19 protein-coding genes are annotated in these 19,923 nt (G+C 70.1%); 14 read left to right on the plus strand and 5 right to left on the minus strand.

What is annotated here, in order from left to right:
• Positions 1-1,083, plus strand: a 1,083-nt coding sequence (locus GXW76_RS11475; RefSeq protein WP_211862159.1) for a thiamine pyrophosphate-dependent enzyme, incomplete at its 5' end; no start/stop codon positions are given.
• A gap of 99 nt (positions 1,084-1,182) precedes the next feature.
• Here GXW76_RS11475 and GXW76_RS11480 read toward each other — a convergent pair.
• The gene (locus GXW76_RS11480; RefSeq protein ID WP_211862160.1) at positions 1,183-2,592 is read right to left on the minus strand and encodes an amidase; all 1,410 of its coding nucleotides are present in this window, start codon (positions 2,590-2,592) and stop codon (positions 1,183-1,185) included.
• Complete coding sequence (locus tag GXW76_RS11485; RefSeq protein WP_246514133.1) at positions 2,589-2,795, minus strand: hypothetical protein; 207 nt, start codon at positions 2,793-2,795, stop codon at positions 2,589-2,591. The genes GXW76_RS11480 and GXW76_RS11485 overlap by 4 nt, the downstream gene beginning before the upstream one ends.
• A gap of 104 nt (positions 2,796-2,899) precedes the next feature.
• Between GXW76_RS11485 and GXW76_RS11490 the strand changes: the two genes are divergently transcribed.
• Positions 2,900-4,036 carry a mandelate racemase/muconate lactonizing enzyme family protein gene (locus tag GXW76_RS11490; protein WP_211862162.1) on the plus strand — a complete coding sequence of 379 codons (1,137 nt, stop codon included), beginning with the start codon at positions 2,900-2,902 and terminating at the stop codon, positions 4,034-4,036.
• 132 nt (positions 4,037-4,168) lie between these two features.
• Here the strand turns inward: GXW76_RS11490 and GXW76_RS11495 are convergent, their stop codons facing one another.
• Positions 4,169-5,872, minus strand: coding sequence for a gamma-glutamyltransferase family protein (locus tag GXW76_RS11495; protein WP_211862163.1), 1,704 nt, complete (start codon positions 5,870-5,872; stop codon positions 4,169-4,171).
• A 120-nt stretch (positions 5,873-5,992) separates the two neighbouring features.
• On the opposite strand from GXW76_RS11495, the gene GXW76_RS11500 reads away from it, so the two are divergent.
• The 7 genes from GXW76_RS11500 to phoB all read left to right on the plus strand — a co-directional run bounded on the left by GXW76_RS11500 (position 5,993) and on the right by phoB (position 12,243).
• On the plus strand, positions 5,993-6,778 hold the full coding sequence (locus GXW76_RS11500; RefSeq protein ID WP_211862164.1) for an enoyl-CoA hydratase-related protein: 786 nt from the start codon (positions 5,993-5,995) through the stop codon (positions 6,776-6,778).
• Positions 6,779-6,959: 181 nt separating this feature from the next.
• Entirely contained in the window at positions 6,960-7,979 is a 1,020-nt protein-coding gene (gene pstS / locus GXW76_RS11505; protein ID WP_338150941.1) for a phosphate ABC transporter substrate-binding protein PstS, read from the plus strand.
• A 105-nt stretch (positions 7,980-8,084) separates the two neighbouring features.
• Positions 8,085-9,011, plus strand: a complete 927-nt coding sequence (gene pstC / locus GXW76_RS11510) for a phosphate ABC transporter permease subunit PstC (protein ID WP_338150942.1) — start codon at positions 8,085-8,087, stop codon at positions 9,009-9,011.
• 4 nt (positions 9,012-9,015) lie between these two features.
• The gene (gene pstA / locus GXW76_RS11515; RefSeq protein ID WP_211862167.1) at positions 9,016-9,909 is read left to right on the plus strand and encodes a phosphate ABC transporter permease PstA; all 894 of its coding nucleotides are present in this window, start codon (positions 9,016-9,018) and stop codon (positions 9,907-9,909) included.
• A 17-nt stretch (positions 9,910-9,926) separates the two neighbouring features.
• Positions 9,927-10,763 carry a phosphate ABC transporter ATP-binding protein PstB gene (gene pstB / locus GXW76_RS11520; RefSeq protein ID WP_211862168.1) on the plus strand — a complete coding sequence of 279 codons (837 nt, stop codon included), beginning with the start codon at positions 9,927-9,929 and terminating at the stop codon, positions 10,761-10,763.
• 19 nt (positions 10,764-10,782) lie between these two features.
• Positions 10,783-11,511, plus strand: a complete 729-nt coding sequence (gene phoU / locus GXW76_RS11525) for a phosphate signaling complex protein PhoU (RefSeq protein ID WP_211862169.1) — start codon at positions 10,783-10,785, stop codon at positions 11,509-11,511.
• Between the two features lie 15 nt (positions 11,512-11,526).
• Positions 11,527-12,243, plus strand: a complete 717-nt coding sequence (gene phoB / locus GXW76_RS11530; protein ID WP_211862170.1) for a phosphate regulon transcriptional regulator PhoB — start codon at positions 11,527-11,529, stop codon at positions 12,241-12,243.
• Between the two features lie 18 nt (positions 12,244-12,261).
• On the opposite strand, the gene GXW76_RS11535 is transcribed toward phoB, so the two are convergent.
• Complete coding sequence (locus GXW76_RS11535; protein WP_211862171.1) at positions 12,262-14,517, minus strand: DUF3141 domain-containing protein; 2,256 nt, start codon at positions 14,515-14,517, stop codon at positions 12,262-12,264.
• Between the two features lie 386 nt (positions 14,518-14,903).
• Between GXW76_RS11535 and GXW76_RS11540 the strand changes: the two genes are divergently transcribed.
• The 4 genes from GXW76_RS11540 to GXW76_RS11555 are packed head-to-tail and all read left to right on the plus strand — an operon-like array spanning position 14,904 to position 18,465.
• On the plus strand, positions 14,904-15,359 hold the full coding sequence (locus tag GXW76_RS11540) for a hypothetical protein (protein ID WP_211862172.1): 456 nt from the start codon (positions 14,904-14,906) through the stop codon (positions 15,357-15,359).
• A gap of 41 nt (positions 15,360-15,400) precedes the next feature.
• On the plus strand, positions 15,401-16,315 hold the full coding sequence (gene ppk2, locus GXW76_RS11545; RefSeq protein WP_211862173.1) for a polyphosphate kinase 2: 915 nt from the start codon (positions 15,401-15,403) through the stop codon (positions 16,313-16,315).
• Positions 16,316-16,339: 24 nt separating this feature from the next.
• Entirely contained in the window at positions 16,340-17,236 is an 897-nt protein-coding gene (locus tag GXW76_RS11550) for a hypothetical protein (RefSeq protein WP_211862174.1), read from the plus strand.
• Positions 17,221-18,465, plus strand: coding sequence for a DUF2254 domain-containing protein (locus tag GXW76_RS11555; protein ID WP_211862175.1), 1,245 nt, complete (start codon positions 17,221-17,223; stop codon positions 18,463-18,465). Before GXW76_RS11550 ends, GXW76_RS11555 begins: the two co-directional genes overlap by 16 nt.
• Here GXW76_RS11555 and GXW76_RS11560 read toward each other — a convergent pair.
• Positions 18,462-19,025 carry a nucleoside 2-deoxyribosyltransferase gene (locus GXW76_RS11560; RefSeq protein ID WP_211862176.1) on the minus strand — a complete coding sequence of 188 codons (564 nt, stop codon included), beginning with the start codon at positions 19,023-19,025 and terminating at the stop codon, positions 18,462-18,464. The genes GXW76_RS11555 and GXW76_RS11560 overlap by 4 nt on opposite strands.
• Before the next feature lie 51 nt (positions 19,026-19,076).
• Between GXW76_RS11560 and GXW76_RS11565 the strand changes: the two genes are divergently transcribed.
• Positions 19,077-19,892 (plus strand): alpha/beta hydrolase, encoded by an 816-nt coding sequence (locus GXW76_RS11565; RefSeq protein ID WP_211862177.1) that lies wholly within the window; start codon positions 19,077-19,079, stop codon positions 19,890-19,892.
• Positions 19,893-19,923: the final 31 nt, after the last annotated feature.

Here is a 19,923-nt window from a genome sequence, read left to right on the forward strand (position 1 = left end):
CCCGCCCTGCCCGCGCCGGACGCCGCGGCCCTCGCCAGCGCGCGCCGCATCCTGGCGTCGGCACGCCGGCCGGTGGTCGTTGCGGGGCTCGAAGCCATGGACGCGGCGGCGGAGTTGCGCGCGCTCGTCGCGGCCCTCGGCTGCCCGGCGCTGGTCACCTACAAGGCCAAGGGCGTGATCGCCGATGCCGACCCGCACTTCGCCGGCATCTTCACCTGCGGCGCGGCGGAAGGTCCGGTGCTCGACCGTGCCGACGCCGTGGTGATGGTCGGCGCCGATCCGGTCGAGTTCATCCCCAAGCCCTGGCGCTGGCCCGTGCCGGTCATCGAGGTGGCGACCGCCCCGCGCGCCCTGCCCTATGCGTCTCCTGCCGCCGCGCTCTCCGGGGCAATCGCTCCGGCGGTCGCGGCGCTGGCCGAGGGCGCGGCGCGCTCCGCCTGGGACACGGCCGAGATCGCGTCGCTGCGCGAGGCCTGGCTGCGCGCCCTGGCGAACGACCCGCGGCGCGGTGCGGGGCTCGGCCCGCAGCGTGTGGTGGAAATCACCCAGGCAGCCTGCCGCAAGGCGGGCTTCGACCCACGCGCCGCGGTGGATGCCGGCGCGCACATGTTCCCCGCCACCACCTTCTGGCAATGCGAGCGGCCCGGCGACCTGCTGATCTCCAACGGCCTCGCCACCATGGGCTTCGCGGTGCCGGCGGCGATCGCGGCGGCGCTGCACGATCCGACGCGTGGCGCGCTGGCCTTCACGGGCGATGGCGGGCTGCTGATGGGGCTGGGGGAATTGGCGACCGCCGCGGTGCTCGGCGCGCGCGTCGTCGTGGTGGCGTTCAACGACGCGACGCTCTCGCTGATCGACATCAAGAAGGAGAAGCGCGACCTGCCCGAGGGCGCGCTCGGCTGGCCGCGCGCGGATCTCGCGGCCGCCATGCGGTCGATGGGTGGGCTCGGCCTGACCGCCAATTCCGAGGCGGAATTCGCCGTGGCGCTGGAACAGGCCTGCGCGGCGAAGGGTCCCGCGCTGATCGATGTCGCCGTCGATCCGAGCGGCTATCCGGCGCAGATCAAGGCCCTGCGCGGATAAGCCGCCTGCGGCGCCATGTCCTCCTCCACGCGGGAGGAGGACATGGCGGTCACGGGGGCGACCGGCCGCGGGCGCCCCCGTTCGGTGCGCGCCGAGGCGCTACAGCGCCGGCACGCGCGCGTGCCAGTCGGTATCCCGCTGGTACGCATCCGCCACCTGCAGCGCGCGCCCTTCCGCGAAGGGCCGGGCGGAGAGTTGCAGCCCCATCGGCAGCCCGCGGTCGTCGAAGCCGCAGGGCACGCTCACCGTCGGAATGCCGAGGTAGTTGAACGGCCGCGTATTCGCCGAGACCACCATGTGCCGCGCCCAGTTGTCGGGGCTCGCGTCGATGTCGGTCTCGGCCAGCGTCGGCACGCGCGTGCGCAGCGTCGGCGTCGCGACGATGTCGTGGCCGGCGAAGGCCTCCTTGCAGAACTGCCGCAGCAGCGGCCCGCGGCGGGACAGCGTCTCCACGTAGTAATGCCCGGGGATGGCATAGCCGGCATAGAGCCGGCCCGAGAGGTGGATCGCGTAGTCGCCCGGATGCTCCCGCATCCATTGGGCGTGGATCGCCGCGGCCTCCACGCGGCTGACCACGGTGACATAGGTCCCCACGGCGTGCAGCGAGGGGCAGGAGACATAATCCACCTTCGCCCCGCGCGCCTTCAGCACCCCGAGGGCCGCCTCGAAGCCCTTCACCACGACGTCGTCGGCACCGTCGAAGAACCACTCCTTCGGCACGGCGATGGAAAGGCCGCGGATGTCGCCGGTCAGCGCTGCCTCGTAGTCCGGAACCTCCTCCGGCGCGCTGGTCGGGTCGAGCGGGTCCTTGCCGGAGATCACGGTCATGATCCGCGCGGCGTCGCGCGCCGTGCGCGTCAGCGGCCCGACATTGTCCATGGAAAACGACAGCGGCATCACCCCGGCGCGCGAGACGCGCGTCATCGTCCCCTTGATGCCGGTCACGCCGCAGATGGTTGCCGGCAGGCGGATCGATCCGCCGGTGTCCGAACCCAGGGCAGCGGCGAAGAACCGCGCCGCCACGCCCGCGCCGGATCCCGAGGAGGAGCCGCCCGTGCAATAGGCCAGGTCCCACGGGTTGTGGCAGTCGCCGAAATGCCCGTTGTGGCCGGTCGGGTTCTGCGCGAACTCGGCCATGTTCAGCGTGCCCATGTCGATGGCGCCGGCCGCGTCCAGCTTCTGCAGCACCGTCGCCGTCACCGTGGGCCTGAAGTCCTTGCGGATCTTCGAGCCGCAGGTGCTCACCTTCCCGGCGCGGTAGTACATGTCCTTGTTCATCATCGGCACGCCCGAGAGCGGGCCGGGCTTCGCGCCGGCGGCGCGCGCCTTGTCCTGCGCAGCCGCGGCCTCGATCGCCGCGTCGCGGTCCAGGCGGATGACGGAATTCACCTTGCCGTCATGCGCGTCGATGCGCGCCAGGCTGGCGCGGACCATGGCTTCCGCCGTCGCCTCGCCCTTCGCAAAAGCGTCCACGGCCTCGGTGACCGAAAGGTTCGTGAGGTCGCTCATGCCCGCTTCTCCGCTTCCTCGCGCAGCGCGGCCTCGAAGGAGGACGGCTCGTCCTCGAAGACCAGCGTGCCGCGGACAGCCTCGAATTCCGCGATCAGCGCGGCGAGGTCCGCGAGGCCGCGCTGCGCGGCCTGGTTGGGGCTCGTCACGCCGGACCAGAGGCGGATCGCCTCCATCATCTGCGGAACCGGATCTGTCGGCATGCTGGCTGTCTCCTTCATAGGACGCGCCATCGTCGCCCGTGCCGACGGATTTGCAAACCCCGTGCCCGGCTGGCAGCCTCGGCCCGCCAGACGAGGAAACGCAGATGAAGATCGTGGACGTCCGAGCCTTCCCCACTTCCTTCCCGCTGCCGCAGGGCGGCCCGCGCCTCGGCATCGGCCAGGCGGTGAAGCGCGACGCGGTGATGGTCAAGGTGATCACCGAGGACGGCATCGTCGGCTGGGGCGAAAGCCATCACGGCCGCGCGCACACCGCGATCGCGAAACTCATCGAGACGACGCTGCGCGGCCTCATCCTCGGCATGGACGCCTTCGACACCACGGGCATCAACGCGCGCATCTACAAGTACCAACTGGCATCGCACGGGATGGGCGCGGCCTGCGCGATGGCGATGTCGGGCATCGACATGGCGCTGTGGGACGCCAAGGGGAAGGCGCTGAACCTGCCGCTCTACAAGCTGCTCGGCGGCTCGGCGCGGCCGGTGCCGGCCTATGCCGGCGGCGTCGCGCTCGGCTACCAGGAACCCGCGGCGCTGATCGACGAGGCGGCGCCGCACATCGATGCCGGATACAAGGCGGCGAAGCTGCGCGTCGGCGACACGGTGAAGGCCGACGTGGCGCGCATGGAAGCGGTGCGCGACGCCTTCGGCAACGACCTCACCATCCTGACGGACGCGAATATCGGCTACTCGGTGGACCAGGTGCGGCAGGTGATGCCGGAGATGGACCGGCTGGACATCGGCTGGCTCGAGGAACCCTTCCCCGCGCACGACCACCATTCCTATTCGCAGGCGCGCGGCTATGGCTCGACGCCGCTCGCCGCCGGCGAGAACCACTTCACGCGCTATGAGTTCACCCGCGTGCTGGAGGACGGCGTCATCACGATCTGGCAGCCGGACCTGTCGAAATGCGGCGGCATCACCGAGGCGCTGCGCATCGCCGGCATGGCCTCCGCCTTCAAGATCCCGATCCACCCGCATTCCTCGATGACGGGCGTGAACCAGGCGGCGTCGATCCACTTCCTCGCCGCCATCGAGAACGGCGGCTATTTCGAGGCCGACATCTCGAAGGCGAACCGCTTCCGCGATGAACTCGGCAGTACGCCCTGGGCTATCGGCGCGGACGGCAATGTCCGCCCGAACGAGACGCCCGGCATCGGGGTGGAGGTGGACGAGGCCTTCCTCGCCGCCTACCCGGCGATCGAAGGGCCGGGCTACGTCTGAGCCCCGCCTTCAGGGCAACCTCATGCTCCATCGCCTGGCGGCCCCGCGCGTCGCCAGGGTTCCGGCGCCTCCGCGGCCTTCCCTGCCTCTGGCGGGCCGTCGCGGCCTCGGCCGGCCGGACCGCCTCCGCGTTCACCCCGCGATGGCGTAGGCCGGGCGGCGCGGATCGGCGCCAGCGCGCACCAGCCCGGCACGCGGGTCCGACAGCACCGCTTCCACGCTGCCGGCGAGCCAGGTGACCTCCGGCCACTCCTTCACCTCGTGCCCGCGCGCCGAGAGGCCGTCGCGCACCGATTGCGGGATGCGCGCCTCCGCCGCCACGCGGCGCGGGAAGTAGTCGAAGGGCGCGAAGGAAGAGGGGAAGGCATAGGAGGCGATGCGCGGCGCCTCGATCGCCTCCTGCAATTCCATGCCGAAATGGAAGACGTTGAGCATGACCTGCAGCATGGCCTGGATCTGCACGTCGCCGCCCGGCGTGCCGAAGGGCATGACGCCGCCATCCTCGGTGACGACCATCGCCGGGTTCGGCGTCAGGCGCGGCCGCTTGCCCGGCGCGACGCCCGACGGATGCGCCGGATCGGGCCGCGACTGGCTGCCGCGGTTGGACGGGATCAGCCCCAGCCCCGGCACCACCGGCGAGTTCCAGGACCCATCGGACGGCGTCGCGCTGAAGGCATTCCCCCAGCGATCGACGACAGCGACGTAGGAGGTATCGGCCTCCACCTTCGGCAGGTCGGCGCGCTGCGGGCCATCGGCCGGCGTGCCCTGCCCCAGCAGCGGCGGATACATCGACGGATGCGCATGCCGCGGGTCGATCTGCGCAAGGCGCGCGTCGAGATGCTCGGGCGACAGCAACTCGTCCAGCGGCACGGGCGTGAAGCGCGGATCGCCGAAATGGTACTCGCGGTCGGCCATCGCCGCCTTCACGCATTCGGTCAGCAGGTGCAGGTAGTCCACCGAGTTGTGCCGCATCCCGTCGAAGCCCGCGCGCTCCATCAGCAGCAGCGCCTGCGCCAGCGCCGGTCCCTGGCACCAGGGCCCGCAGGTCAGCAGCGTATGGCCGCGCCAGCCGCGCATGACGGCAGGCTCAAGTCGTGAACGGAAGCCCGCCATGTCCTCCATGGAGAGGAAGCCGCCCTCGCCCTGGATGAAGCGCACGATCTCGCGCGCTATGTCGCCGCGGTAGAAGGCGGCATGAGCCGCCGCGAGCCCCGCCATCCGCCCGCCGGTCGCGGCGGCGCGGCGTTCCTCCTCCACCATGAAGGACAGCGTGCGCGCGAGGTCGGACTGCACGAAGCGTTCGCCGGCGCGCGGCGGCTCCCCGCCCGGCAGGAAGATCGCGGCATTGGACGGGTATTGCGCATACTCGTCGCGATGCGCCGCCACCGTCTCCGCGAGCAGCGGGAAGACGGCAAAGCCTTCCGCCGCGTAGCGGATGGCGTATCGGGCCACATCCCCGAAGCCCATGGTGCCGTGGCGTTCGAGCGCGGTGATCCAGGCATCCGGCGCCGCGGGCACGACCGTGCGGCGCACGCCGTTCGGGATCCTGCCGCCATGCTCGCGCATGAAGACGTCCGGCGGCAGGGCGCGCGGCCAATGGCCGAGGCCGGCGATGGTCTCCACCGTGCCGTCCGCCATGCGGATCATGATCGGCGCGACGCCGGCGACGTTCACCAGGTCCGGCAGCAGCACACCCAGCGCGATGCCCGCGGCGCAGCCGGCATCGACCGCATTGCCGCCTGCCTCCAGCACGGCCATGCCTGCCGTGGACGCGAGATAATGCCCGGCCGAGACGGCATGGCGCGGGCCGGAAAGCGTCGGGCGGGTGGCGAACATGGGTGGGTCCTCCCGGGTCGGTGGCGGCAGGGTCGGCGCGCGGCGGCCATGCGTCAACCGCGGCTTGGCGCGCGGCCGAGGCAAGGCAAGTATGCCGCCGCCTCAAAGGGAGCAACGCCCATGTCCGAACCCGTCCTGCTTTCGATCGATGCCCGCGGCATCGCCACCGCGACACTGAACAAGCCCGCCAAGGGCAATGCCTATGACGAGGACCTGCTCGGCGCGCTGATCGCCGGCCTCGACAAGCTGCGCGACGACCCGGCGGTGCGCGCGCTGGTGATCCGCGGTGCGGGCAAGCACTTCCAGGCCGGCGCGGATCTCGACTGGCTCGCCGTGGCCGCGACCTATGGGCCGGAGCAGGCCTATGCCGCCTCCATGGCGACCACCACCGCCATGCAGAAGCTGAACGAATTCCCCCGCCCGACCTTCGCCCTGGTGCACGGCGCCTGCTTCGGCGGCGGCTGCGGCGTGGTGTGCTGCGTCGATGTCGCCATCGCGACGACGGATGCGATCTTCGGCATCACCGAAGTCCGCGTCGGCGTCGCCCCCACCCCGATCAGCACGCACATGGTGCACGCCATGGGCCTGCGGCAGACGCGTCGCTACGCCCTCACCGGCGAGCGTTTCGACGCCGCCGAGGCGATGCGCATCGGCCTGGTGCATGAGGTGGTCGAACCCGGCAAGGCCGATGCCCGCCTCGCGGAGATCATCGACCAGACCATGCTTTCCGCGCCCAGCGCGATCGCCATGACGAAGGATTCGTTCCTCGGCGCCAACGGGCTTAAGCTCTCGGAGCGGGAGATGTCGCTGCTCGCGCACGAATCCTGGATGCAGCGGGCCTCGGCCGAGGGGAAGGAAGGCCTCGCGGCCTTCCAGCAGAAGCGCCGGCCGGCCTGGTACAAGTAAGGCTACCTCAACCTCTGGTTGCAGGCACGGCTCCCTCCGACAAGACGCCCGCTTGTCGGAGGGAGTGTCATCGATCTTTCACAAATTTGAAATCTCGAAGTCTTTCGTCGGGCCTAGAACCCCGCCCGGTGCTGCTCCGTCCGGGGCAGCGATGGTTCTACCATTGACGGAGAGAGACGCTGTGAACAGGCGGTCCTTCCTTCTCGGCGCCGGTGCGACGCTGAGCCTTCCGATCATCGATGCGCGTGCGCAGGGCACGCAGATCACGGGCGCCGGCGCGTCCTTCCCGAACCCGATCTACCAGAAGTGGGCCGAGGCGGCCCGCGCCGCCGTGGGCGTGCAGCTCAACTACCAGTCGGTCGGCTCGGGCGCCGGCATCAACCAGATCCGCAACCGCACGGTCGATTTCGGCGCCACCGACGCGCCGCTGACCGCCCAGCAGTTGCAGGAAGGCAACCTGCTGCAGTTCCCGACGGTGATGGGCTCCATCGTGCCGATCATCAACGTCCCGGGCATCGAGGACGAGCAGCTCAAGCTGACCGGCGAGGTGCTGGCCGACATCTTCCTCGGCAAGATCACCCGCTGGAACGACCAGCGCATCGTGGCCCTGAACGCCGGCGTGAACCTGCCCGCGCAGGCCATCGCGCCGGTCTACCGCGCGGATGGCTCGGGCACGACCTTCGTGTTCACCTCCTACCTCTCGGCCACCTCGGCGGAGTGGAAGGACAAGGTCGGTGCGGCGACCTCGGTGCGCTGGCCCGTCGGCAACGGCGCCCGCGGCAATGAGGGCGTGGCCGGCGGCGTGCGCAACACGCGCGGCGGCATCGGCTATGTCGAGAACGCCTACGCCACCGCCAACCGCCTGGTGACGACGCAGCTTCGCAACAAGGCCGGCAACTTCGTGAAGCCGAAGATGGAGAACTTCGTCGCCGCGGCCACCAACGCCGACTGGAGCGTGCCGGGCTTCGCCGCGAGCATCATCGACCAGGCCGGCGCGAATTCCTGGCCGATCGTCTCGCCGACCTTCATCCTGCTGCCGACCAACCCGCAGGATCCCGCGCGCAGCGCCCATGTCCGCCGCTTCTTCGACTGGGCCTTCACCAGCGGGGACGACCTGGCGCGGGAACTCGAGTACATCCCGCTGCCGGCGGCGACCAAGACCGCCATCCGTGCGGCGTGGCGCACCCAGTTCGGCGCCTGATACAAGAAGGGGCCGGCACGCGCCGGCCCCTCCCAACCCTGACGCGACGGACCACTCCCCTTGAGCCAGGCGGCAACAGCTTCCTCCCCGATCCAGGAAGGCGCGGTGCGCCGCGGCGGCAGCCTCGGGGACACCATATTCGAATGGGCCTGCAGAGGCGCGGGCGTCTTCGTCCTGCTGCTGCTTGGCGCCATCATCGTCGAACTCTTCATTGCCGGCCTGCCGGCATTCCAGGCCTTCGGCCTCGGCTTCCTCATCTCGACCGACTGGGATCCGGTGCAGGAGGTGTTCGGCGCCGGCGTCTCGGTCTACGGCACCGTCGTCACCGCGGTGCTGGCCATCGTCCTCGCGGTGCCTCTGGCCTTCGGCGTCGCCTTCTACCTGACCGAGCTCGCGCCCGCCTGGCTGCGGCGGCCGGTCGGTACGGCGGTCGAGCTGCTCGCGGCGGTGCCCTCCATCATCTACGGCATGTGGGGCTTCTTCGTGATCGCCCCGGCCTTCGCCGCGAACCTCCAGCCCTGGATCATCGACAACATCGGCGAGTTGCCGCTGATCGGCATCTTCTTCCAGGGCGCGCCCTTCGGCACGGGCATCTTCATGGCCGCCTTCATCCTCGCGATCATGATCCTGCCCTTCATCGCCGCGACCATGCGCGACGTCTTCGAGCAGGTGCCCCCCGTCTACAAGGAAAGCGCCTACGGCCTGGGTGCGACCACCTGGGAAGTGATGAAGGGTGTCGTCATCCCCTACACCCGCAGCTCGGTGGTGGGCGGCATCATGCTCGGGCTCGGCCGGGCGCTGGGCGAGACGATGGCCGTCACCTTCGTCATCGGCAACGCCAACCGCATCAGCGCCAGCCTCTTCGGCCCCGGCAACACCATCGCCTCCCTCGTCGCGCTGGAATTCGGGGAGAGCGAGACGGGCAGCCTCAAGCTCGCCTCGCTGCTGGCGCTCGGCTTCATCCTTTTCGTGCTGTCCTTCGTGGTGCTCGCCGCCTCCCGATACATGCTGCGCTCGCGGCTGAAGGCCTGATCCGATGAGCCTTTCCCTCACCGCCGGCATGGTGCCCGGCCCGCGCAAGGATCCCGCGGTCGCCGCCGCGCTCGGCCGGCGCCGCAAGCGGGCCGACCGCATCATCCGCTCGCTCTGCGTCGCCGCGACGCTGGTGGCGCTCGGCTTCCTCGCCTCCATCCTGTTCACGCTGACGATCCGCGGCTTCGAGGCGATGTCCCCGCGGGTCTTCACCCACATCACCGCGGCGCCGGGCTCGGAGGGCGGGCTGCTGAACGCCATCGTCGGCAGCATCATCCAGGCCGCGCTGGGGACCGCCATCGGCACGCCGGTCGGCATGCTGGTCGGCACTTACCTCGCGGAATACGCGCGCGGGTCGAAGTTCGGGAACCTGGTCCGCTTCGTCTCGGACATCCTGCTCTCGGCGCCGTCGATCCTGATCGGCCTCTTCGTCTACCAGATCCTGGTGCTGCCCTTCGGCGGCTTCTCCGGCTGGGCCGGCGTCGCGGCGCTGGCGATCATCGTGATCCCGGTGGTGGTCCGCACCACCGAGGACATGCTGAACCTCATTCCGAACACGCTGCGCGAGGCGGTGATCGGCCTCGGCGCGCCGAAGTGGAAGATGATCGTCCTGATCTGCTGGCGCTCGGCGATGTCGGGCATCATCACCGGCATCCTGCTCGCGGTCGCCCGTGTGGCCGGCGAGACGGCGCCGCTGCTCTTCACCTCGCTCGGCAACAACGCCTGGTCCATCGACCTCACCAAGCCGATGGCCAGCCTGCCGATCGCCATCTACTCCTTCGCCGGTTCCCCCTTCGAGGACTGGATCGCCCTTGCCTGGGCCGGCGCACTGCTGATCACGCTCGGCGTGCTCGGCCTCAATGTTCTCGCCCGCGCCGTGCTGAGCGGCCGCAAGTGACCGGAAGGAACGGCACGATGTCCACCACCACCACCGCCCCCGGCGCGACGGCAACCCAAGGCTTCGGCGGCGTGCAGGCGCGCTCGGAGGCGGAGATCAACCCGCCGCGCATCGCCATCCGCAACCTCGACTTCTTCTACGGCGACAATCGCGCCCTGAAGTCGATCGACTTCGACGTTCCCGACCGCCAGGTCACGGGCATGATCGGCCCCTCCGGCTGTGGCAAGTCCACACTGCTGCGCGTGCTGAACCGCATGTACAGCCTCTATCCCGGCCAGCGCGCAACCGGCGAGGTGATGCTCGACGGCGAGAACGTCATCGCCTCCGAGACCGACCTCAATGCGCTGCGCGCGAAGATCGGCATGGTCTTCCAGAAGCCGACGCCCTTCCCGATGACCATCTTCGAGAACATCGCGTTCGGCGTTCGGCTGCACGAGAAGCTGCCGCGCGCGCAGATGGAGGAACGGGTGGAATGGGCGCTGACGCGCGCCGCCATCTGGGACGAGGTGAAGGACCGGCTCGACTCCTCGGCCCTCGGCCTGTCGGGCGGCCAGCAGCAGCGCCTGTGCATCGCCCGCACCATCGCCGTGCGGCCGGAGGTGATCCTGTTCGACGAGCCGACCTCGGCGCTCGACCCCATCTCGACGCTGAAGATCGAGGAGCTGATCGACGAGCTGAAGCGCGACTTCACCATCGTCATCGTCACGCACAACATGCAGCAGGCCGCGCGCTGCGCCGACCAGGTGGCGTTCTTCTACCTCGGCGAGCTGATCGAGGTTTCCGGCGCCGCGCAGATGTTCACCGCGCCGAAGCACCCCAAGACACAGGAATACATCACCGGCCGCTTCGGCTGAGTGACGGGAAAGACCCTCCATGTCCAACGAACCGGTCCCGGAGCATATCGTGCGCAGCTACGACGAGGAACTCCGCCGCCTGCGTGACATGACCGCGCGCATGGGCGGCCTCGCGGAACGCCAGGTGGCGGATTCGACCCAGGCCCTGGTGCGCCGCGACACGGCGCTCGCCACCGAGGTGGTGCAGCGCGACGTGCAGATCGACCAGCTCGAGCGCGAGATCGAGGCCTTCTGCGTCCGCCTCCTGGCCCTGCGCCAGCCGGTCGCGTCGGACCTGCGGATCATCATCGCGGCGATGAAGGTTTCCAACGACCTCGAACGCATCGGGGACTACGCGGCGAACGGTGCGAAGCGGTCACTGGTACTCTCCTCCCTGCCCGCCATCGGCAGCCTCAACGGCTTCGAGCGCATGGCGCACCTGGTGCAGGAGAACCTGAAGGCGGCGATGGATGCCTTCGTGAACAGCGACGCCGAGGCCGCCCGCCGCGTCTGGGAAGCGGACGAGCCGGTGGATGCCATCTACAACGGCATCTTCCGTGAGTTGCTCACCTTCATGATGGAGGACCCGCGCAACATCACCTCGGCGACCCACATGCTGTTCATCGCCAAGAACCTCGAGCGCATCGGCGACCACACCACCAACATCGCCGAGCGCATCCACTACGCAGTACGCGGCGACAACCTGCCGGAAGACCGCCCCAAGGCCGACGAATCGGCCTATGCGGTGGTCCGCCCGGCCGGCAGCTAAGCGCAGGAGATCCCGATGGCCGAGGCCTTTTCCTCGCTCACCAAGCCGACCATCCTGGTGGTCGAGGACGAGGCGCCGCTGCTCACGCTGCTGCGCTACAACCTCGAGAAGCAGGGCTTCAAGGTCGACGAGGCCGCCGACGGCCAGGAGGCGCTGCTGCGCGTCTCCGAGGCCCGCCCCGACCTGGTGCTGCTCGACTGGATGCTGCCCGCGCTCTCGGGCATCGAGGTCTGCCGCCAGTTGCGCCGCCGCCCCAACACGCGTGACCTGCCCATCATCATGGTCACGGCACGCACCGAGGACCAGGACGCGGTGCGCGCGCTCGACACCGGCGCGGACGACTACATCGCCAAGCCCTTCGTGATGGAAGCGCTGCTCGCGCGCATCCGGGCGCTGCTGCGCCGTTCGGGCAGCGTCGCGGTGAAGGGCACGCTGACCTACCGCGACCTCACGATGGACCAGGACGCGCACCGGGTCTCCCGCGGCGGGCGTGCGCTGCACCTCGGGCCGACCGAGTACCGGTTGCTCGAGTTCTTCCTGCAGCACCCGGGGCGCGTCTTCACGCGCGAGCAACTGCTCGACGCCGTGTGGGGCCGCGACATCCATGTCGAGCCGCGCACGGTGGACGTGCACATTCGCCGGCTGCGCAAGGCGATCAACGGCACGAACGAGGTGGACCTCATCCGTACCGTCCGCTCCGCAGGCTACGCGCTGGACGCCGAGGACCACTGATCCCCGGCGCGGCGCGGGTCAGGCCGCGCCGCCTTCCCCGCCCCGGCGGCCCTGCCGGCCCTGGGCCTCGGCCGCGGCGGCCTTGCCGCCACGCGGGCCGGCGGGCCGCAGCCGGCGCACCTTCTCGTCCTCGACCGGCCCGCCATCGCCGAGGAAGATGCGCTCCACCGCGGCAAGGCGTTGGGCCAGCGCCTCCGGCAGCTCACCCGCGGCCGTCACCACGTCGCGCAGCATGGCAAAGGCCGCGCTGCGCGGTTCCTGGTCCTCGGGCAACAAGTCCGGCAGGGCGGCGATCGCGGCTTCCTCGTCGATCAGCAGGCGGAAGAATTGCAGGCGCATCGTCTGCTTGAACTGCGGCAACGGCACCCGCTTGTCTCCCTGCGCCTTGCGGAGTTGGCGGATGACGGCGAAGGACCGCTCCTCGGCCGCGCCGGCCGGGAGGCGGATCCAGATCAGGGCGCGCAGGACGGCCTCGAGCAATCCGCCCTCGCTCATCGTCGCCCGCAGCCGCTCGGTGGCGAGTTCGACGAATTGCCGGTGGTCCGGCGACTCCCCGGGCCGGTGCCGCAGCGGCACGCCCTTCATCGCGACGCCCGTGAGCGCCTGCACCAGCGGCGAGCCATAGATGTCGAGGAAGGTGCGCTCGCTGAGTGCATCCCGCTGTCGGCCGTAGGTCGTCAGTGCCGATTCCACGGCGTTGGAGAAGAAGCGTTCTGCCGCGCGCCCCGCATTCGCCGCATCCACCTGGCGACGGTTCGCTTCCGCCAGGCGGGCGGCGGGGGGCACCCACGCCATGAACGGGTTGCGGTCCGAGAACAGCGTGTAGCCCAGGCGGGCGGGGTGGAGTTGGGCGAATGCCTCCGCGATCGCCGGTGTCGCCATGGCGCGCAGCGCGGGCTGGGCGAACATCCGGTAGAGCGCGAGGTTGGCTTCCGAGACCCGGCGCGCGGCGGCGAAGCGCGCCTCGTCCTCCGGGTCGGTGCCACCGTATGCGGTGAGGTCCGCCAGGCCGCGCGACTCGAAGGTGACCGCCCATTCCCCCACATCCGGGCCGACCGGCGCCTTCCCCTGCTCCAGCACCGCCTCGTAGAGGCCCGGCGGCAGCACGTCGATCATGTCCATGTTGGACGCGAACTCGTTGTGCTCCTTCCGCGCCACACCGCCCGAGACGAAGATGCCGAGGTGCCCGACGTTGCCGTGCACGGAATAGACGATGGTCTGCCCGTGCGTCCGCAGGTCGTTCATGTCGGCATAGAGGTCGCTGATCCAGGAGAGCGCCTGCGCCGGTGGCGTGATCTCGTCGCCCTCCGAGCAGAAGACGATGATGGGCGAACGGATCGCGCGCAGGTCGACGCGCGTGCCGTCGGAGAAGGTGAGTTCCCCCGTCGCCAGGCGGTTGCCGACGAAAAGCTGGTCGACAATGAATTGCATTTCCTCGGCGTTCAGCGTGACATGCCCGCCCCACCACTTCTCGAAGCCGAGGTAGCGGTCGCCCGCCTTGTCGACGTCGGCCCAGACCTCGTACTGCTTGGTCCAGTAGGTATTGGCCGGGTTGCCGCTCTCGAAGTTCGTCACCAGCCAGGCACCGTCGAACTTCCCGCCGCCGAGGTCGCCGGTCATGGCGGCCAGCCATGATCCGCCGAGCAGCCCGCCGAGGTAGCGCATCGGCGCCTTGCCCCGCGTGCCGGCCCAATAGGACAACGGCGATCCTGCCACCATCAGCGGCCCGAAGACCTCGGGGCGGATCGCGGCGGCCATCATCAGCGCCCAGCCGGCCTGGCAATTGCCGATGGCGACCGGCCTGCCCTCGGCGTCGGCGTGGCGGCGGCCGACCTCCTCAGCGAAGGCGACGATGGCCCGGACCACGTCCTCGATCGTCTGGCCGGGCTCGGGCTCGGGGCGGAAGCCGACGAAGTAGCAGGGGTGGCCGGCATTGATGGCGACGCCGATCTCGCTGTCCGCCTTGAAGCCGCCGATGCCCGGGCCGTGGCCGGCGCGCGGGTCGATGACGATGAAGGGGCGGTTCAGCGGGTCGGTGGGCGGTGCGCCGGCCGGGGGTGTCACGCGCGCCAGCCAGTAGTTGACCGGGCGCGGCAGGTCGCGCCCGTCCATCACCACCTCGAAGCCGAAGGTGAGGACGTGACGCATCGGGTCGTCCTCGCTCTCCAGGAAAGCATTGCCGCGCCGGCGCAGCACGTCGAGGAACAGCACCGAGCGCTGCCAGGCGTCCAGGGCATAGGCCGCCCAGGGGAAAAGGCCAGGATCGGGGGTCATCGCTCGTCTCCTCATGCATGGGACCGCAACGGCCGGGCCGACGGTCAGCGCCCTAAGCGACGGCCCTGACGCGCGCATCCCACGGAAAGCTACTGCCAGACTGTCGCCTCGCCGGGCCGCATGACGCCATTCCCTTTCGGGACACGACTACGCGACCTGAGCTGCGGCTTCTTGAGTGACGCTTTTTAGCCTGGACCGGCTGGCCGAAATTTGATTCGCATCAAGACCGATTGGGCCGTCACGGGACCATTCTGAAACATTGGCGCTCGTTGCCATGCCCGCCCCTTCGCTGCGCGCTCGGTGCGCGCCGCGGGCGCCGGGCGGACGAAACGCGGAGCCACGCGCAGGCGGCGACGGGCCCGAGCAAAGGCAGGAGAGACATAGGGATGGCCATTACCGGAAAGAACTTCAGCGCCCAGGCCATCTGGGATCACATTTCGGGCAAGAAGCGCGCGGAGGAGGATGCGCGGCTCGCCCACGAGGCGGATGCGAAGGCGGCGCGCGACGCGCTCCGCGAGGCCTTCGAGGCCCGGGAGGTGAAGCCGGAGGCACTGGACAACATCGCCACCGCCGTCAGCCGTGCCGTCGAGCGCGGCGAGAAGGAGGTGCTGCTGTTCCAGTTTCCCTCGGACTGGCTGCCGGACTCGGGTCGCTCCCTGACCACCCACGACCCCCGCTGGCACGAAAAGCTCGAGGGCTTCCCGAGGCGGGCCTACGATTACTACGTGAAGGAACTCGCCCCGCGCGGCTTCCAGCTGAAGGTCGAGATCATCGATTGGCCAGGCGGCATGCCGGGCGACTGCGGCTGGTTCCTCGCCTGGAAGCACCCGGAGGAAGGCTGACGGCCCCATCCACGACGCGACGAAACCAGGAGAAAGCCGCGATGTCCAAGAAGGACAAGAAGAACAGGAAGGACGGGCGCGGCCAGGATGCCGCGTCGATAGACCCGCCCGCGCCCCGGCCCGCGAAGCGGACGGCGGAGGCATCCCCCTTCAAGCCGGACGGCCGGGTCACCCGCAAGGCCTATGAGCGCGCGCTCTACGACCTGCATGTGGAACTGGTGAAGCTGCAGATGTGGGCGCAGGAAACCGGCGCGAAGGTCTGCATCGTCTTCGAAGGCCGCGACGGCGCCGGCAAGGGCGGCACCATCAAGGCGATCACCGAACGCGTCAGCCCGCGAGTCTTCCGCGTCGTCGCCCTGCCCGCGCCGACCGAGCGCGAGAAGTCGCAGATGTACATCCAGCGCTACATCCAGCACTTCCCGGCGGCCGGCGAGATCGTGATCTTCGACCGCTCCTGGTACAATCGCGCCGGCGTCGAACGGGTCATGGGCTTCGCCAACGACGAACAGTCGCACTACTTCCTGAACATGGCGCCGGGGGTCGAAAAGGCCATGGTCGATTCCGGCATCATCCTCCTCAAGTACTGGCTCGAGGTGAGCAAGGAGGAACAGACCCGCCGGCTCGAGGCGCGCATCGACGACGGGCGGAAGCTGTGGAAGCTCTCGCCCATGGACCTCAAGTCCTACAGCCGCTGGTACGATTATTCCCGCGCGCGGGACGAGATGTTCAAGGCCACCGACACGTCCTGGGGGCCCTGGTACGTCGCGCATTCGGACGACAAGAAGCGGGCGCGGCTGAACATCATCCGCCACCTGCTGCACCACATCCCCTACGAGGAGCCGAAGCGCGCGAAGGTGGAACTGCCGAAGCGCCAGAAGCAGGGCGACTACGTCGAGCCCGACTATCCCTGGAAGGTGGTCGCGGACACGGTGGGCACGCCGCCGCCCACCGCCTGACGCCGCTGGGGCGCGGGGTCCGTCATGCAGGATGCCGATGCGCTCCTCGCCCTGGCGGTGAGGATTTCCCTCATCGCCTTCATGGTGGGCTCGCTGCTCGACATGGGCCTCGAGATGCGCGTGCGGGATGCGCTGGCCTGCCTCGGCAACCGGCGCTTCCTGGTGCGTGTGCTGGCGTTCGGGTTCCTGGCGGGGCCGGCGCTCGCCTGGGCGATCGGCCGGGCGCTCGGGCTCGACCCGTCCTACGCGACCGGGCTCATGCTGGTGGGCCTGACGCCCGGCGCGCCCTTCCTGCCGGCCATGGTGCGGCGCGCGAAGGGCGACATGCGCCATGCGGCGGCGATGATGCTGGTGACGGCCCTCGCCACGGTGGCGGTGCTGCCCGTCGCGACGCCATTGATCGCCGAAGGCCTGACCGTCGATGCCTGGACCGTGGCCAGGCCGATCCTCGTCCTGGTGCTGCTGCCACTCCTCATCGGCATGGCGGTGTTCGCCATGGCGCCCGCCATCGCCGCGGCGCTGCACCCCTGGGCCAGGGCGGTGGGCGGCATCGCGGCGCTCGCCCTGCTGGCGCTCTGCGTGGTCGTCTATGGCCGCAGCATGGCCGGGACCTTCGGGCAGCGGGTGATCGCGGCCGAGGTCCTCTTCCTCGGCCTGCTCACCCTCGCCGCCTACCGCTCCGGCGGCGGGCTCGCGCAGCGGGAACGCAGCGTGCTCGGCCTTGGCATGTGCACGCGCAACCTCGGGGCGGCGCTGGCGCCGCTGCTCTCGATGGAGGCGCCCGACGAGCGGGCGGTCGTCGCCGTCGTGCTGGCGCTGCCGGTGCAACTCGTCTGCGCCCTCGTCGCGGCGGCCCTCTTCGCGCGGGGCGCGACGTCGCAGGACACAAACGGTAGGACGACGACATGCCGGTCTGGCTGATCCCCATCGCCTACATGATGGCGAGCATGCTCCTCGCCGGCGTGCTGCCGCGCGTCGAGCACGCGCTCGTGCCCCATGTCGACCTCGGAATCTCGGCCTCCTCGGCGCTCGCGGCTCTGTCGGCGGTCGCCTCCGGCATGATGGCGCTGACGGGCATCGTGTTCACGGTCGCCTTCGTCATGGTGCAGTTCAGCGCGGTCACCTACTCGCCGCGCTTCGCCGCCCGCTTCGCAAACGACCCGCTGCTGTTCCATGCGCTCGGCATCTTCTTCGCGACCTTCAGCTACGCCCTCACCGCCACCGCCTGGGTGGACCGGGAGGGGACGGGGCGGGTGCCGATCGTCTCCTGGCTCGTCTGCGTCGTGATGCTGGTGGCCAGCCTGCTCGTCTTCGCCATGCTGATCCGCCGTCTCGCCGACCTGCAGATCGGCAATACGCTTCGCTTCCTGGGCGACCGCGGGCGGGAGATAATCGCCGAAGGCTTCTCCAGCGCCTACGACGCCCCGCCCACGCATCCGGCGCGCGCGCCCGACGCGCCGGAAGGCCCGCCAACCCAGACCCTACGATTCGGGGGCTCCCCCCGTTACGTCGAGCGCCTCGACATCCCTGCGCTGGCCGCGCTCGCCCGCCGGGCGGGCGGCCGGGTCGTCATGGGTTGCGCCGTCGGGGACATGGTCACCAGCGGGTCCGTGCTGCTGCGCGTGCATGGCGGCACGGCGCAGATCCCCGAGGCGGAACTGTTGCGCGCGATTGCCCTCGGTCTCGAACGCACCTTCGAGCAGGACCCGAAGTATCCCCTCCGCCTGCTGGTGGACATCGCGATCAAGGCGCTCTCCCCCGCCATCAACGACCCGACCACGGCAGTGCAGGCGCTCGACCAGATCGACGACCTGCTGCGGCGCCTGGCGCGTCAGAAGCTCGATGTCGGCCGCGTGCGCGACGCCGAGGGCACGCTGCGCGTCGTCTTCCCGACGCCGAACTGGGAGGACTACCTTTCCCTCGCCTTCGACGAGATCCGCATGTTCGGCATCACCTCCATCCAGGTGCTGCGGAGGCTGCGCGCCGCGCTGGTGGGGCTCGAGGAACTGATCATCGAGGATGAGCGCGCGGGGCCGGTGCGGCGCTACATCGCCCATATCGACGCGGCGATCGAGGGATCCAGCCTCGACGAACTCGACCGCGGCTCGGCCCGGCGGGAGGACCCGCAGGGCCTCGGCCTTTCGCGCTAACCGGCGCGCAGCGCAGCGAGGCGCCGGACGCAGGATTCGAAGGCCGTCAGGTCTCGCCAGCGGTCGCCTGTCGCCTCGTGCCGTTCGAAGGCGCCGCCCGCGGCCTCGATGCCGCCATCGATCATGAGGTTGTCGGCCAGGCCGAAATCCTCGAGGCCCATGGCCTCCGCATCCTCCCAGCCACCATCGGCGCGCCGCCGCGCGGCAGCCCCGAGGAAACCCCGCGTGCGGTCGAGGAAATCCGCCGCCGCATTGCTGTACCCCATCACCGGCCGCCCGAGCGCGCGCATGAAGCCGAGTTCGAACACGGTCCCGACATCGGCGGAGGGCCCGCGGAAGGGTGTCAGGTTGGCGATCAGCGCGCCGCAGGACCGGATGTGCGCCTCGTTCCCGAGGTAGATCCGCATCCAGTAGGGGCATTCGGCCGGCGGCACCTGGGGCGGGGCATCGAGCGGGAAGACCCCTTCCAGCCCATGCGCCGCGCAGATGCGCTTCTTGGCCGCCGCCACCTCCAGGGCGCCGGGGAGGAAGACCTCAGGGCCGGCGAGATAGACGCGCATCCACACACTCCTGCCTTGCCGGAGGGCCGCGCGCCATGCGCAATGCCGCCGATGAACCCTGAGGAAGAATACAACAACCGCGCCCGCGTGGCGGATTCGGCCGCGATCATCGCCCGCTGGCTGAGCGACGCCGCCGCGTTCCGCGCCGCCTGGCCACGGAAACGGCTCGACATCCGCTACGGCGACACTGAGCCGGAACTGCTGGACCTCTTCCTGCCCGAGACGGACGGCCCCTGCCCGCTCGCCCTGTTCATCCATGGTGGCTACTGGCAGGCGCTGGACCGCACGGCGGCCAGCCATTTCGCCCGCGGCCTGCTGCTGCGTGGGGTAGCGGTGGCAGTGCCGTCCTACGGTCTCTGCCCGCAGGTGCCGCTGGCGACGATCGTCGAGCAGATGCGCCGCGCCGCCGCCGTGCTCTGCCTGACGACCCGCCAGCGGATGCTCGCCATGGGCCATTCGGCCGGCGGGCACCTCTCGGCCATGCTGCTGGCAAGCGACTTCCCCGCCTTCGCAGCGGGGCTGCCGAAGGACGTGGTGCCGGCCGCCCTGCCGATTTCCGGCGTCTTCGAAATCGAACCCGTGCTGCCGACCGGCATCGGCCGCGGGTTGAACCTGACGCCGGAGGCGGCCCGCGCCCTCTCCCCCCGCTGGCTGCCGCCGCCCGGGGGCGTGCTGCACGCCGTGGTGGGCGGGGCGGAAAGCGCCGAGTTCCTCCGCCAGACCCATGACTTTTCCGCCGCCTGGGGCGGCACCGCGGAGGAGATCCCGGGCGCGAACCATTTCACCGTCCTCGACCCCCTGACCGACCCGGACCACCCCCTGACCGCCCGCGCGGCAGGGATGGCCCGGCGGCTTGCGTCCCTGTGATGCTTCGCGCTTTACAGGCGGGTCACACCAC

It is taken from the genome of Neoroseomonas soli (assembly GCF_018129065.1).
In the GTDB taxonomy this organism is placed as follows: domain Bacteria; phylum Pseudomonadota; class Alphaproteobacteria; order Acetobacterales; family Acetobacteraceae; genus Neoroseomonas; species Neoroseomonas soli.

What these genes read in the sequence shown, in the direction of transcription:
- GXW76_RS11480 (WP_211862160.1), bottom strand. Translation starts at nt 2,592, where the DNA reads ATGAGCGACCTCACGAACCTTTCGGTCACCGAGGCCGTGGACGCTTTT.
- GXW76_RS11485 (WP_246514133.1), bottom strand. Translation starts at nt 2,795, where the DNA reads ATGCCGACAGATCCGGTTCCGCAGATGATGGAGGCGATCCGCCTCTGG.
- GXW76_RS11490 (WP_211862162.1), top strand. Translation starts at nt 2,900, where the DNA reads ATGAAGATCGTGGACGTCCGAGCCTTCCCCACTTCCTTCCCGCTGCCG.
- GXW76_RS11495 (WP_211862163.1), bottom strand. Translation starts at nt 5,872, where the DNA reads ATGTTCGCCACCCGCCCGACGCTTTCCGGCCCGCGCCATGCCGTCTCG.
- GXW76_RS11500 (WP_211862164.1), top strand. Translation starts at nt 5,993, where the DNA reads ATGTCCGAACCCGTCCTGCTTTCGATCGATGCCCGCGGCATCGCCACC.
- pstA (WP_211862167.1), top strand. Translation starts at nt 9,016, where the DNA reads ATGAGCCTTTCCCTCACCGCCGGCATGGTGCCCGGCCCGCGCAAGGAT.
- pstB (WP_211862168.1), top strand. Translation starts at nt 9,927, where the DNA reads ATGTCCACCACCACCACCGCCCCCGGCGCGACGGCAACCCAAGGCTTC.
- phoU (WP_211862169.1), top strand. Translation starts at nt 10,783, where the DNA reads ATGTCCAACGAACCGGTCCCGGAGCATATCGTGCGCAGCTACGACGAG.
- phoB (WP_211862170.1), top strand. Translation starts at nt 11,527, where the DNA reads ATGGCCGAGGCCTTTTCCTCGCTCACCAAGCCGACCATCCTGGTGGTC.
- GXW76_RS11535 (WP_211862171.1), bottom strand. Translation starts at nt 14,517, where the DNA reads ATGACCCCCGATCCTGGCCTTTTCCCCTGGGCGGCCTATGCCCTGGAC.
- GXW76_RS11540 (WP_211862172.1), top strand. Translation starts at nt 14,904, where the DNA reads ATGGCCATTACCGGAAAGAACTTCAGCGCCCAGGCCATCTGGGATCAC.
- ppk2 (WP_211862173.1), top strand. Translation starts at nt 15,401, where the DNA reads ATGTCCAAGAAGGACAAGAAGAACAGGAAGGACGGGCGCGGCCAGGAT.
- GXW76_RS11550 (WP_211862174.1), top strand. Translation starts at nt 16,340, where the DNA reads ATGCAGGATGCCGATGCGCTCCTCGCCCTGGCGGTGAGGATTTCCCTC.
- GXW76_RS11555 (WP_211862175.1), top strand. Translation starts at nt 17,221, where the DNA reads ATGCCGGTCTGGCTGATCCCCATCGCCTACATGATGGCGAGCATGCTC.
- GXW76_RS11560 (WP_211862176.1), bottom strand. Translation starts at nt 19,025, where the DNA reads ATGCGCGTCTATCTCGCCGGCCCTGAGGTCTTCCTCCCCGGCGCCCTG.
- GXW76_RS11565 (WP_211862177.1), top strand. Translation starts at nt 19,077, where the DNA reads ATGAACCCTGAGGAAGAATACAACAACCGCGCCCGCGTGGCGGATTCG.